Annotated in this window: 12 protein-coding genes; 6 read left to right on the forward strand and 6 right to left on the reverse strand. The window is 56.9% G+C overall.

Going from position 1 to position 12,607, the window contains the following annotated elements; translation table 11 throughout:
* Window positions 1-207 precede the first annotated feature (207 nt).
* Window positions 208-1,344 (reverse strand): trimeric porin PorB, encoded by a 1,137-nt coding sequence (gene porB, locus BDE01S_RS03815; RefSeq protein ID WP_066077614.1) that lies wholly within the window; start codon window positions 1,342-1,344, stop codon window positions 208-210.
* 406 nt (window positions 1,345-1,750) lie between these two features.
* On the opposite strand from porB, the gene BDE01S_RS03820 reads away from it, so the two are divergent.
* A complete protein-coding gene (locus BDE01S_RS03820; RefSeq protein ID WP_066077616.1) occupies window positions 1,751-2,407 on the forward strand; it encodes a protein-L-isoaspartate O-methyltransferase family protein in 657 nt (218 codons plus the stop codon).
* 96 nt (window positions 2,408-2,503) lie between these two features.
* The gene (locus tag BDE01S_RS03825) at window positions 2,504-2,830 is read left to right on the forward strand and encodes a rhodanese-like domain-containing protein (protein WP_066077618.1); all 327 of its coding nucleotides are present in this window, start codon (window positions 2,504-2,506) and stop codon (window positions 2,828-2,830) included.
* 153 nt (window positions 2,831-2,983) lie between these two features.
* Here the strand turns inward: BDE01S_RS03825 and ffh are convergent, their stop codons facing one another.
* Window positions 2,984-4,354, reverse strand: coding sequence for a signal recognition particle protein (gene ffh, locus BDE01S_RS03830; RefSeq protein ID WP_066077620.1), 1,371 nt, complete (start codon window positions 4,352-4,354; stop codon window positions 2,984-2,986).
* Window positions 4,355-4,501: 147 nt separating this feature from the next.
* Here ffh and BDE01S_RS03835 point away from each other — a divergent pair, with 147 nt between their 5' ends.
* The 4 genes from BDE01S_RS03835 to BDE01S_RS03850 are packed head-to-tail and all read left to right on the forward strand — an operon-like array spanning window position 4,502 to window position 7,012.
* On the forward strand, window positions 4,502-5,308 hold the full coding sequence (locus BDE01S_RS03835; protein WP_066077622.1) for a cytochrome C assembly family protein: 807 nt from the start codon (window positions 4,502-4,504) through the stop codon (window positions 5,306-5,308).
* A gap of 36 nt (window positions 5,309-5,344) precedes the next feature.
* Complete coding sequence (gene acpS, locus BDE01S_RS03840; protein WP_066077624.1) at window positions 5,345-5,722, forward strand: holo-ACP synthase; 378 nt, start codon at window positions 5,345-5,347, stop codon at window positions 5,720-5,722.
* Window positions 5,723-5,780: 58 nt separating this feature from the next.
* Window positions 5,781-6,587 (forward strand): NUDIX domain-containing protein, encoded by an 807-nt coding sequence (locus BDE01S_RS03845; RefSeq protein WP_066077626.1) that lies wholly within the window; start codon window positions 5,781-5,783, stop codon window positions 6,585-6,587.
* Entirely contained in the window at window positions 6,587-7,012 is a 426-nt protein-coding gene (locus BDE01S_RS03850; RefSeq protein WP_066077629.1) for a hypothetical protein, read from the forward strand. The genes BDE01S_RS03845 and BDE01S_RS03850 overlap by 1 nt, the downstream gene beginning before the upstream one ends.
* Before the next feature lie 303 nt (window positions 7,013-7,315).
* Here the strand turns inward: BDE01S_RS03850 and prmC are convergent, their stop codons facing one another.
* The 4 genes from prmC to BDE01S_RS03870 form a co-directional block, all read right to left on the reverse strand.
* Complete coding sequence (prmC, locus tag BDE01S_RS03855; RefSeq protein ID WP_416178182.1) at window positions 7,316-8,137, reverse strand: peptide chain release factor N(5)-glutamine methyltransferase; 822 nt, start codon at window positions 8,135-8,137, stop codon at window positions 7,316-7,318.
* A 317-nt stretch (window positions 8,138-8,454) separates the two neighbouring features.
* Window positions 8,455-9,897 (reverse strand): metalloprotease TldD, encoded by a 1,443-nt coding sequence (gene tldD, locus BDE01S_RS03860; RefSeq protein WP_066077631.1) that lies wholly within the window; start codon window positions 9,895-9,897, stop codon window positions 8,455-8,457.
* Window positions 9,898-10,380: 483 nt separating this feature from the next.
* A complete protein-coding gene (locus BDE01S_RS03865) occupies window positions 10,381-10,899 on the reverse strand; it encodes a gluconokinase, GntK/IdnK-type (protein WP_066077633.1) in 519 nt (172 codons plus the stop codon).
* Window positions 10,900-10,909: 10 nt separating this feature from the next.
* The gene (locus tag BDE01S_RS03870; RefSeq protein WP_066077637.1) at window positions 10,910-12,295 is read right to left on the reverse strand and encodes a GntP family permease; all 1,386 of its coding nucleotides are present in this window, start codon (window positions 12,293-12,295) and stop codon (window positions 10,910-10,912) included.
* Between the last annotated feature and the right edge of the window lie 312 nt (window positions 12,296-12,607).

Genomic DNA, 12,607 nt, shown 5'->3' on the forward strand with positions numbered 1-12,607 from the left:
CGCGGAACCCGTCGCTTTGCCGCAAGGCAAAGAATTGCTCAATACAAAGAGTTATCTCATTCTGCGAATGAGCGACGGGTCCCGCGACGGGATTTCCGTTGGTCACAAGATGCCCGTCCTACGTCTGAAGAGGCAAGGGAAGGTTGGCTATAAAAAATAAAAAACCCGCTTTTGCAAGCGGGTTTTTTCTAAGCTAATCTGTTTAGATTAGAATTTGTGACGCAGACCTACCAAGCCGGCAGCGCTTTCAACTTTGTTGTCGCCTTGACCGGCTTTCATCCAACCGGCAGATACCAGAGCGGTAGTGCGTTTAGAGAAGTCGTAGTCAGCACCGATGATAACTTGGTTGTATTTGCTGGCATCCAGTTTAGTACCTTTAGCTGCGCCGTTAGATACTTTGGCTTTGAAGCCGTGAGCGTAAGATACGCGAGGTGTTACATTACCAAAGCGGTAAGCTGCAGTACCGGCCACTTCAGTCGCTTCTACACCGGCTTCACCGATAGCAGCAGAAGCAGCAGAAGCAGCAGAAGTTGCTACGCCACCGGAGATTGCATTGTAGTAGCTGTCTACAGTATCCCAGTTTTTAGCGAATTGACCGGCAACAGATACCATCAGGTTGTTGGCATCGTAGCCCAAGATCAGGCGGTGTACTTGACCGTCTTTGTTCAGGGCACGGGTAGAACCGTCAGTCAGGTCGTTAGCCAAAACGTGTTTGCGGTAACCACCGGCGTAACGGCCGAAGAAGCCTGAGTTTTCGTAGTTCAAACCACCGAAGTAGGTTTCACCGGTAGCCACTTCGTGAGCGTAGCGGTCATTCGGGTTTTGGTTGTCGCGCGGTGCAAATTGTGCGCTGGCGCTGAAGCCGCCGAATACAGGAGTGTCGTAGCGTACGGCAGTCAGACGCTCGTCAACGCGCTTCATAGCACCCAGAGACAGAACATGTGCGTTGGCATCGCTAGATTCCCATGGGTCGATGCTGTCGGTGCTGTCTTTAACGATAGAGTTCAAACGACCGGCGCGTACTTTACCGAAACCGCCTTCCAAGCCGATGAATGACTCACGAGTACCCCAGCCTGAGTTGGTACCGGCGATAGAAGTGTTTTGCTCCAACTGCCAAATGGCGTTCAGGTTGTTACCCAGGTGCTCGTGGCCTTTGAAGCCGATGCGTGAGCCGAAGTCGGCGATTTCGGTAGCAGTAGCAGATTTTACTTCGTTGGCGCTACCGAAGTTGGCTTTAGTGCGGGATACTTCTACACCTGCTTTGATTTGACCGTACAGGGTTACATCAGCCATAGCGGCAACCGGCAAAGCAGCCAAAGTCAGTGCAATCAGAGATTTTTTCATTGCTGTATTCCTTTTCTGTCTTAAAGGTTAAACCCAAGCAGGGATTCCTGACCCGCTTGATTTTTTCAGATTTACCGCCGTTATCGGCGATACCATGACGCTAACTATAATTGAGCCGTTCTAAAAAAACAAACTTATCGCTCTGAGACAAGACCGACAGAATGAAAAAAATGGCTGATTTTTTGGATGATTTTATTTATTTCCTTTTAAAATCAACTGGTAATATTATTTTTTAAGGTGTGTGTTTTTCACAACATTTTCTTGCACCGGCATTCATCCGGCTCTATCTTTACCCTGCTCCGATAAGGCAGAAAAAGGCGCGGCAGCCGTCTGAAATATGGCGGTTTGCCCGATTAGGTTCTATAATCGATGCATCTGATTGACCCGCATAACTGAAGGGGCGGCTATGGATTTTGAGAAAATGCGTTTTAATATGGTGGAGCAGCAAATCCGCCCGTGGGACGTTTTGGACTTTGATGTATTGGATGCTCTGATGGAGATTCCGCGCGAGCGCTTTGTGCCCGAGCGGCTGCAGGGTTTGGCTTATGCCGATACGGAGCTGCCGCTGGACAACGGCGCGGCCATGCTGGAGCCGAAAGTGGTGGCGCGGCTGGTGCAGGGTTTGCAGCTTTCCAAGCAGGACAAGGTTTTGGAAATCGGCACGGGTTCGGGCTATGCCACCGCCCTGCTCTCCGCGCTGGCGGGCGAGGTGGTGACCTGCGATACCGATGCGGCGCAGCAGCAGAAGGCGCAAAACGTATTGGAAGATTTGGGCTGCCCGAATGTGATTTTCACGCAACACGACGGCCTGCAGGCGGCTTCTGCCTATGCGCCTTTCGATGTGGTGTATGTCGGCGGCTCGGTTGAAGCCGTGCCCGAATTGTTGAAGCAGCAGCTGAACGCAGGCGGCCGCATCGTGGCTATTGTCGGCAGCGCGCCGGTACAGCGCGCCGTATTGCTGACGCAGACGGCAGACGGTTTCAGTGAAAAAGTATTGTTTGATACGGTTGCTGCGCCTTTGGATAACGGCGCGTCCGCTGCGGATTGTTTCGACTTTTTTTGATATCAACTCAAGCTGCCGTTTTGCTGCAGCTTTCACAAGTGCGGGCAAGGCTGTTTTCAGACGGCCTTGCCGCATTTTTCATTAAGGAATTCTTTTATGACTATCCCGCAACTCTCCCCCGCCGAACTGAAGCAATGGCTGGACGAAGGCCGCCCCGTGCGCCTGTTGGACGTACGCACCGACGAAGAGCGGGAAATCTGCGCCCTGTCCGGCTCGCTGCATATTCCGATGCACCTGGTGCCGCTGAGGCAGAACGATTTGCCCGAGGACGATACACCACTGGTGGTGTATTGCCATCACGGCATCCGCAGCCTGCACACCGCCATGTATTTGGCCGATGCGGGTTTCGACAGGCTGTATAACCTGCAGGGCGGGATTGATGCCTGGGCGCAGACGGTGGATGCGGGGATGGCCAGATATTGAGTGGAAGGTAAAGGCGTAGGACGGGCATCTTGTGTCCAACGGAAATTCCGTTCACGGTTGCAAAAATACCAACACAGGTCAGGCTGCCACCCCTATAAAAAAGCCGTCTGAAAAATCCTTTTTTCAGACGGCTTTTCTACCCGCGCCCCGGCCTTACAACCCCGGGAACATGCCTTTCATGCCCTTCATGCCTTTGGCCATTTTCATCAGCTTGCCCAAGCCTTTGCCGCTGAACATTTTCATCATCTGCTGCGACTGCTCGAACTGCTTGAGCATTTTGTTGACTTCCTGCACGTCCGTACCCGCGCCGGCGGCGATGCGGCGTTTGCGGCTGGCTTTAATCAGGGCGGGGTTGGCGCGCTCTTTCGGGGTCATGGAATTGATGATGGCTTCTACTTTGCCCATGGCTTTTTCGGCTGTGCCTTCGGGGATTTGCTTGGAAATTTGGCCGAGCTCGCCGGGCATTTTCGACATCAGGCTTTCCAGTCCGCCCATATTGCGCATTTGCTGGATTTGCTCTTTAAAGTCGTTTAAGTCGAAGCCTTTGCCTTTTTGCAGCTTTTTCGCCATTTTGGCGGCGGCTTCTTCGTCTATGCCTTTCTGTACGTCTTCAATCAGGCTTAATACGTCGCCCATGCCGAGAATGCGGCTGGCGATGCGGTCGGGGTGGAAAGGCTCGAGGCCGGTGATTTTTTCGCCGATACCGATGAATTTAATCGGTTTGCCGGTCACATGGCGCACCGACAAGGCCGCGCCGCCGCGCGAATCGCCGTCCATTTTTGTCAGCACCACACCGGTGAGCGGCAACGCTTCGTTAAACGCCTGCGCGGTATTCACGGCATCCTGACCAAGCATGGCATCCACGACAAACAGCGTTTCCACGGGCTTGAGCGCCGCGTGCAATGCCTTGATTTCGTCCATCATTTCTTCATCAACAGCCAAGCGGCCGGCGGTATCGACCATCAAGACATCATAGAAATGCTTTTTGGCGTAATCCTGCGCGGCTTGGGCAATGGCCACGGGCTGCTGGCTCGCGTCGGACGGGAAGAAATCCACTTCCACCTGCTCGGCCAGCAGGCGCAGCTGCTCGATGGCGGCGGGGCGGTACACGTCGGCGGAGGCGACCAGAATTTTCTTTTTATGGTCGTTTTTCAGCAGACGTGCGAGCTTGCCCACGGTGGTGGTTTTACCCGCACCCTGCAGGCCGGCCATCAAGACCACGGCGGGCGGCGCGGCGGCCAAATCGAGGGTTTTGTTTTCCTGCCCCATTAATTCGACCAGCGCTTCGTTCACCACGCCGATAAAGGCTTGGTCGGGCGTTAAGCTGCCGGTGACTTCTTGGCCCAGCGCTTTTTCTTTGACTTTGTTGATGAAATCTTTGACAACGGGCAGGGCGACGTCGGCCTCCAGCAGCGCCAGGCGCACTTCGCGCAGGGCTTCTTTGATGTTGTCTTCGGTCAGGCGGGCGTGGCCGCGGATGTTTTTGAGGACGCTGCCGAAGCGGCGGGTCAAATTGTCTAACATGGCTATCCTTATTTTTCAGACGGCAGGGGCGGCTGGCGGCAATGCGCTGCGGATTGCCCCCACAATCGGGCGTTCTTTTGATAAAATGAAATTGAGTTTATTTTACACTAGGCGCGTGCTTATGAATACGCGCACGGAAAGTTTGCTATGCCGATCATCTTGATTTGCTTAACGGCGGTCTATGCCGCACTGGGTATTTTTGTGTGGCTGCACCAGCGCAAAGGCGGCGATGCGCGCTATCCCGCCGCTTTGGAATGGGGCGTGCTCGCGCCGACGCTGATGGTACACGGCGCGGCGCTGCTGCTGCCGGTCTTGCGTGACCAGGTGCTGATTACCGGCTTCGGCTACTCGCTCAGCCTGATTGTGTGGCTGATGCTGATGATGTATTGCCTGGGCAGCTTTTTCTACAATCTGCGCGGCCTGCAGCTGCTGCTCTACCCCTGCGCGGCGCTCTCGCTGCTCTTGGGATTAATCTTCCCCGGCAGCTTCGTCGGCTACCAGATTGACGATCTGCCCTTTATGCTGCACGTCGGCTCTTCGTTGCTGGCCTACGGGCTGTTCGGCATCGTGACCCTGTTTGCCGTATTGATTCTGCTGCTCAACCGCAATCTGCACCGCCGCCGCCTCTCGCCTACCGTCCGCTTCCTGCCGCCGCTGCTGAGCCTGGAAAAAATGATGTTCCGAGGCATGCTGGCGAGCTTTGTGTTGCTGACTTATTCGGTAGTCAGCGGTACGTTTTTCGCCGAAAGCGTGTTCGGCAGACCGGCCGGGCTGACTCACAAAACCGTATTCGGCATTTTATCGTGGCTGATTTACGGCGCGCTGCTGCTGAAACACCTGACCACCGCCTGGCGCGGCAAAAAAGCGGCCGTGTGGACGATTATCGGCTTTATCAGCCTGATTTTGGCCTATGTCGGCAGCAAATTCGTTTCCGAAATCATCCTGCACCACTAAGCCCGTTTTCAGACGGCCTTTTCTAAGGAATACGCCATGATTTACGGCATCGGCACAGACCTGGTTGCGGTGGAACGCATCGGCAGGCTGCATCAGAAATTCGGCGAAGCCCTCGCCCGCCGCCTGCTCCACCCCGCCGAGCTGCCCGAGTGGCCGCAGGCTGCCGACCCGGCCAATTTTCTGGCCAAACGCTTCGCCGCCAAAGAAGCCTTTGCCAAAGCCGTGGGCACGGGCATACGCGGCGCGGTATCGTTTGCCCACATCGGCATCGGCCACGATGCCTGCGGCAAGCCCGAATTTTTTTACGCCCCGCCGCTGGCCGGCTGGCTCGCCGAGCGCGGCATTGCCCGCGTCAGCCTGAGCCTGAGCGATGAAGCCGGCATGGTGCTGGCCTTTGCCGTGGCCGAGCATTAATACCTACCCTATACCTGCCGTCTGAATTTCAGACGGCTTTATCCATTGGAACGCCGCTATGAACACCACCGATTCCCGCCCGCTCGTGCACGTTGTTGCCGGCATCGTCTTAAACCGCCGCGGCGAATACCTGCTCAGCTCCCGCCCCGAAGGCAAACCCTATGCCGGTTATTGGGAATTTGCCGGCGGCAAAGTCGAAGCAGGCGAAAGCGATTTACAGGCGCTCAAGCGCGAGTTTGCCGAAGAGCTGGGAATAGATATTCTCCGCGCCACGCCCTGGCTGACCAAAGTCCACGCCTACGAACACGCCCATGTGCATCTGCGCTTTCTGTGGGTCGAAGCCGACGATTGGACAGGCGACATCCAAGCCAAAGAAGGCCAAACCTGGTCGTGGCAGAAAGCGGGCGATTTTACCGTTGCGCCGATGCTGCCCGCCAACGGCTCGCTGCTCAAAGCCCTTTCCGTGCCGCGCCGTCTCTGCGGCAGCCTGAGCAGCGGCTTGAGCGGTGAAAACGCCGCCGGCAGCTACCGCGTCGTGCCCCACCATCTGGCCGAGCCGCAACATCGCAACATCTTAATCGATGCCGACACCTTGGCCGCCGCAGGCAAAATGCCCGCCGCCGACAGCGTGTGGGCGGTTATCCGCCGCGCCGCCCAATGGCACGGCATTCAAGATGCCGATGTCGCCGTATGGCAGGTCGGCAGCCGCGAAGCCGCCGAAGCCGCCCTCGCGCGCCTGCAGCAAGGCGTATCGCTGCCACTGGTGATTGCCGCCGCGCCGGAATATCTGGCGCAATATCAGGCACGCTGGCTGGCGGCAGGCGCGCACGCCCTGCTGGCCGACAGCCCCACGGAGTGTGCATAATGAGCAAAAACCGAAAGCTGCTGGCTGCCGCCGTTTTATTATTGCTGTTTGCCGCTGCTAAAATCTTCCTACTGTATTGGTGGCAAAACCGCAGCCCGCAAGCCCAAGCCGCGCCGTGCGCCGTCACGCAGGGCTGCACGCTGCCCAACGGCATCTACGCAAAATTCAGCGACCGCATCGCCGCCAAAGCCCCGTTCGACATCGAACTGCGCGGCGTACCCGAACACATCGGCAGCATCACGGTCAGCTTCTCCATGAAAGATATGGATATGGGCTTCAACCGCTACAAACTGCTGCCCGAAGGCAGCGGCGTGTGGGCGGCACGCAACATCCGCCTGCCGCTGTGCATCGAGCGGCGCAGCGATTATCTGGCCGATATCAACATCGGCGGCACGGTTTTTCAGACGGCTTTTACGGCCGAATAACTGATTTTTTTGCCGCATCACGATATGCAAAGCCGTCTGAAAACTTGCGTTTTCAGACGGCTTTATCTTTAAACCGCATTCAGTTGCATCAACTATACTCTACGCTGCACCTTGACCGAAACCCTGTTCCAACACCAAACGTAGGACGGGCATCCTTGCCCGTCGCTCATTCGTAGAATGAGATTAACCTTTTGTTGAACCATGTTCTTTGCCTTATGGCAAAGCGACGGGTCCCGTGAACGGGATTTCCGTTGGTCACAAGATGCCCGTCCTACTGCTAGAGAATAAATTCGTATCGCCCAACTACTCCGGCCGCTGCCCCAGCGTAACCCGATCCAGCCCCGCCAAGTCCTGCAGGGTGTCAACCGCCGTGAAACCCTGCGCCGCCAGCAATGCTCTGGCCGCTGCGCCTTGGTCGAAGCCGTGTTCCAACACCAGCCAGCCGCCGGCTTTCAGGTAATCCGGTGCGCCTTGTGCCAGCTCGCGGATGCAGCTGAGGCCGTCTGAAAAATCCGTTAACGCGCCCTGCGGTTCGAAGCGCAAATCGCCCGTGCTCAAATGCGCGTCGCCGGCTTCGATATAGGGCGGGTTGGACACGATGATGTCATAGCTGTGTTTTTCAGACGGCTTATCGACGTCAAACCACGAGCCGAGCGCAAACTCGACTGCTGCGCCCAAAGCCGCCGCGTTCTGCTTCGCGACGGCCAGCGCGCCTGTGCTGATATCGGAAGCGCGTACTGCGGCATCGGGTCGCTCCAGCGCCAGCGTCAGCGCCACCGCGCCGCTGCCTGTGCCTAAATCCCACACCCTGCCCTGCGGCGGCAGCTTGGACAAGACGGCTTCGACCAAATGCTCGGTTTCAGGGCGGGGAATTAAAACATCGGGGTTGACGGCAAACCGTCTGCCGTAAAACTCGCGTTCGCCCAAAATATAGGCCATAGGCTCGCCCGCCATGCGCCGCGCCTGCAAGGCGGCCAGCTTTTCGGCCACGTCGGCGGGCAGGGGGGCGGTGTTGCCGGTAATCAGCTGCAGGCGCGTGTAGCCGCCCGCGTATTGCAGCAGCATCCGCGCTTCTGCTTTCGGCAGCGGCGATGCCCGCAGCCATTGTTCCAAAGTAATGTCCATTTTTCAGACGGCCTTTTGAGGTTTGCCGGCCGGCAGCAAACGCTGTGCACCGGCCTGATGATGGGAATAAGGAAAACGCTTGAGAACATGAGCAGTTTTTGACATTCCGTAACCTGTCTCTTCCCCCACCCTAACCCTCCCCCGTTCAAGACGGGGGGAGGGAATGGATTACGGGAATATCGGCAATGTCCCAAGCCATTATCCCAAACTCATATTCACTATCGCGCTTTACCGTACAAAATAAAGCAAAAGCCGTCTGAAAAATCAGACGGCCTGCGGCGGCGCGTTGCTTGTGCAACACCGCCGTCATCCCGCACTTACACTTCGCTGCCGCCCACGGTCAGCCCGGCGTCAATCCGCAAGGTCGGCTGACCCACGCCCACGGGCACGCTTTGTCCTTCTTTGCCGCATACGCCGACGCCGGAATCGAGCACGGTGTTGTTGCCGATCATGGAAACGTGTTTCAGCACTTCCGGCCCGTTGCCGATGATGGTCGCGCCTTTGACGGGATATTGCAGCTTGCCGCCTTCCACCCACCAGGCTTCGGAGGCGGAGAAAACGAATTTGCCGCTGGTAATGTCGACTTGGCCGCCGCCGAAGTTGACGGCGTAAATGCCTTTATCGACCGAGGCGATGATTTCTTCGGGGTCGCAGCCGCCGTTTTCCATAAAGGTGTTGGTCATGCGCGGCATGGGGGTGGCGGCGTAGCTTTCGCGGCGGCCGTTGCCCGTCGGCGCAACGCCCATCAGGCGGGCGTTGGTTTCGTCTTGGATATAGCCCACGAGTATGCCGTCTTCAATCAACACGTTGCGGCGGGTTTCGTTGCCTTCGTCGTCGATATTGAGCGAGCCGCGCCGCCCGGCGATGTCGCCCTGATCGACGACGGTTACGCCTTTGGCCGCCACGCGGTCGCCGATGCGGCCGCTGAATACGCTGGTGCCTTTGCGGTTGAAATCGCCTTCCAAACCATGCCCTACGGCTTCGTGCAGCAGCACGCCCGGCCAACCGCTGCCCAAAACGACGGTCATTTCGCCTGCGGGCGCGGGGCGGGATTCGAGATTGGTCAAAGCCTGTTTTACGGCGGATTCGACGAATTGTACCACCAGTGTTTCATCGAAATAGGCCAAATCGTAGCGCCCGCCGCCGCCTGCGCTGCCCTGCTCGCGGCGCTCGCCCTGCTTGGCGATTACGTTGACATTCAGGCGCACCATCGGGCGGATGTCGGCGGCGTGTTTGCCGTCGAGCCGCGCCAGATAAATCATGTCGTATTCGCAGGTCAGCCCTGCCATCACTTGCACGATGCGCGGATCGGCGGCTTTGGCCAGGGCTTCGACTTTGTTTAACAAGGCAACTTTGGCGGCGGAATCGAGGCTGGAAATCGGGTCGAAGCCGCCGTGGATGCGTCGCGACGGCTGCTGCACCGATACATCTGCCTGCGCGCTCTGCCCCTGCGCGCCAATCACGCGCACGGCTTCGGCGGCGCGTTTGATGGAATCGGCATTCAGGCTGTCGGCATAAGCAAAGGCGGTTTTGTCGCCCGATACGGCGCGCACGCCGACGCCCTGGTCAATCTGAAAGCTGCCCGATTTCACCATGCCCTCTTCCAAATGCCAGCTCTCGTATGCGGTACGCTGGCAGTAGATATCGGCATAATCGACCTGCCGCCCGCCAATCAGCGCCAAGCCCCGGTGGAGCAGCTCGGCGGAAAGGTGGTTGGCTTCAAGCAGGTCGCGGTGGACGGTGGCGTATGTGTGCGGCATGGATTTCAGACGGCCTTATAATCAATATCGGCCGATTATACGGTATTTGCATGGGCTTTGATATTGCCGATTGCCTGCTGCGGCGCGGCGATTGTATCGCTTTATCGCAGGCCGTCTGAAAAATTCACTTTATTAATCGGTTTTTCAAATAGTTACGCCAAACAATCCGTTTTTTGTAAATTATATATTGATAATAATTATTATTTGCGTATAATAAGCCTTACCCGACAGCCGTTCTGCCGGGCCATTAAACACCGGTTATTTATTCCTTTTTTATCTTGGTTTTACTGCTTTGCGGAGTACGCTTATACGAGAAAGACTGTTCCCTTAAATATTCAGATACTCAAAACCGAAACACCCGACCCGCCCCTAATCAGGGCGGGTCGGGTGTTTTAAAGCGCGGGTTACGATACGGCGGGCATTTTTCAGACGGCCTGTGTCGCACTTGCCGCCTGCCGTATCTGCAAATAAAAAGCTGCGGCTTTACAGCAAGCCTTCCGCTTCAACCCAGGCCAGAATATCGGCTTCCACCGCTTGCGGCGCGCCGGCATTGTCGATTTTCACGCCGAATTCATCGGCGGCCAAATGTTCCAAAATCGCCAGCTGCGAATCCAGCATACCCGCTTTCATATAATGCCCTTGGCGCGACATCATGCGCTCCAGATTCACATCTTGCGGCGGCGACAAATGGACAAACGCCACTTTGCCCTCCGCGCCGCGCAAAATATCGCGGTATTGCCGCTTGAGTGCCGAGCAGGTGACGATGGTGTGCGCCGCACCGCTTTGCGCCTGCGCCGTCATCCAGTCGCGCAGGTTGTTCAGCCACGGATAGCGGTCTTCATCGGTGAGCGGAATACCCGCGCCCATTTTGTCGCGGTTGGCTTGGGTGTGGAAATCGTCGCCCTCGGCATACGGGCATTGGTTCAAATGCTTTTGTAACGCCAGCGCGGCGGTGGTTTTGCCGCAGCCGCTCACGCCCATAATTACGAAATGCGTAGTCATTTTTCGCTCCTTATACAACGGCAAACGCCAATGCCGACAGCGTAAAGCCGATTAAGGCAATCAGCGTTTGGTTGACCGTCCACGTTTTCAGCGTGGTCGGCACGTCCATATCCAGCAGGCGGCCGACCAGCCAAAAGCCCGAGTCGTTGAAATGGCTCACGCCCACCGAGCCGGCCGCGGTGGCCAATACCACGCAGGCCAGCTGCCAGTCGCTGAAGCCCGCTGCGGCCACGGCGGGCGCCATCAAGGCGGCGGCGGTCGTCAGTGCCACGGTCGCCGAACCTTGTGCAATCCGCAGAGCCAAAGCAACCAGGAAACAGCCCAGCAGCACCGGAATACCCAAATCCGCCATGCTGTCGGCCAATGCCTTGCCGATACCGGAAGCGCGCAATACGCCGCCGAACATACCGCCCGCGCCGGTAATCAAAATCACCGAGCATACCGGGCCGAGTGCGCCGTCAATGGTTTTTTCCAACGCACTCGCCTGTTCGCCGCGCTTGCGGCCCAATACAAACATCGCCACCAATACCGAAATCAACAGCGCAACCGGCGTCGAGCCGATCATACGCAGCGTCTGCACCCAAGTTTCGCCCTTATCGACCACGCCTTCGCTAATCAAGGTAGCCAAACCGGTATTCAGGAAAATCAACAGCATCGGAATCAGCATAATGCCGATGACCGTACCCGCTTTGGCCGGTGCTTTCGGCGCATCCTCATCCTGCTTGCCGCCGCTCAACAAATCGGGTACGGGCACATGAATTTTACGACCCAACACTTTACCGAGCATATAGCCGCTGAAATACCACGCGATAAACGCCACCGGCAAACCAATCAGCAGCACATGGCCGATGTTTGCCCCGTAAAACTCGGAAGCCGCAATCGGCCCCGGGTGCGGCGGCAGGAAAACGTGCATCACCGAAAACGCGCCGATGGAAGACAGCGCGTAAGGCAACACGTCCTGCTTCATGCGGCGAGCCGTGGCAAACACAATCGGCAGCATCACCACCAGCCCCGCATCAAAGAAAATCGGAAAACCGAAAATCAACGACGCCACGCCCAGCGCAAACGGCGCGCGTTTTTCGCCGAACAGGCGGATTAACGCATCGGCCAGCGACTGCGCGCCGCCCGAAGTTTCCACCAAGCGGCCGAGCATCGCGCCCAAGCCCACCAGCAGCGCCACGCCGCCGAGCGTACCGCCGAAGTTTTTCACCAAAACATCATTCACAATCGCGCCCATCGGCAGGCCGGTGGCGACGGCCGTGAGCAGGCTCACCAACACCAGCGTCAGCAGCGCGTGCACGCGGAATTTGATAATCAGCAATAAAATCAGCAAAATCGCCCCGGCCGCAATGCCCAAAAGCGGGCCGGTGCCGAGGGTTTGAGTCCAACCGTCCATCAGTAAAGCCTTTCTCTGTAAGAAAAATACAATTTTAAATATTTGTTAACTACCAAAATTTACCATACCACAATCTTCCGCCCTGATTAATGCTTTTCAGGCCGTCTGAAAACCAAGCGTTTCTTTTTTCGGTTAAAAATCTTTAACAAATCCGGCCAAATCCGCCGCAAACTTATGTAACTGTACTACAGCGCAGACGGCGCAGACAGGGTGGCCAAGCGCAGAATGCCGTATCAAGCTCAATCGGGGTGACGACAGTCAAAGAAAATAGAATGAGACAAGGCAGCAAGGCGCAGCAACGCCGTATCATTC

The sequence above is a fragment of the Bergeriella denitrificans NBRC 102155 genome, assembly GCF_001592185.1.
Taxonomy (GTDB): domain Bacteria; phylum Pseudomonadota; class Gammaproteobacteria; order Burkholderiales; family Neisseriaceae; genus Neisseria; species Neisseria denitrificans.

Coding starts and splice junctions, on each gene's coding strand:
- BDE01S_RS03850 (WP_066077629.1), top strand. CDS start 6,587: ATGAGCAAAAACCGAAAGCTGCTGGCTGCCGCCGTTTTATTATTGCTG.
- acpS (WP_066077624.1), top strand. CDS start 5,345: ATGATTTACGGCATCGGCACAGACCTGGTTGCGGTGGAACGCATCGGC.
- BDE01S_RS03835 (WP_066077622.1), top strand. CDS start 4,502: ATGCCGATCATCTTGATTTGCTTAACGGCGGTCTATGCCGCACTGGGT.
- tldD (WP_066077631.1), bottom strand. CDS start 9,897: ATGCCGCACACATACGCCACCGTCCACCGCGACCTGCTTGAAGCCAAC.
- BDE01S_RS03865 (WP_066077633.1), bottom strand. CDS start 10,899: ATGACTACGCATTTCGTAATTATGGGCGTGAGCGGCTGCGGCAAAACC.
- BDE01S_RS03825 (WP_066077618.1), top strand. CDS start 2,504: ATGACTATCCCGCAACTCTCCCCCGCCGAACTGAAGCAATGGCTGGAC.
- ffh (WP_066077620.1), bottom strand. CDS start 4,354: ATGTTAGACAATTTGACCCGCCGCTTCGGCAGCGTCCTCAAAAACATC.
- BDE01S_RS03870 (WP_066077637.1), bottom strand. CDS start 12,295: ATGGACGGTTGGACTCAAACCCTCGGCACCGGCCCGCTTTTGGGCATT.
- porB (WP_066077614.1), bottom strand. CDS start 1,344: ATGAAAAAATCTCTGATTGCACTGACTTTGGCTGCTTTGCCGGTTGCC.
- BDE01S_RS03845 (WP_066077626.1), top strand. CDS start 5,781: ATGAACACCACCGATTCCCGCCCGCTCGTGCACGTTGTTGCCGGCATC.
- prmC (WP_416178182.1), bottom strand. CDS start 8,137: ATGGACATTACTTTGGAACAATGGCTGCGGGCATCGCCGCTGCCGAAA.
- BDE01S_RS03820 (WP_066077616.1), top strand. CDS start 1,751: ATGGATTTTGAGAAAATGCGTTTTAATATGGTGGAGCAGCAAATCCGC.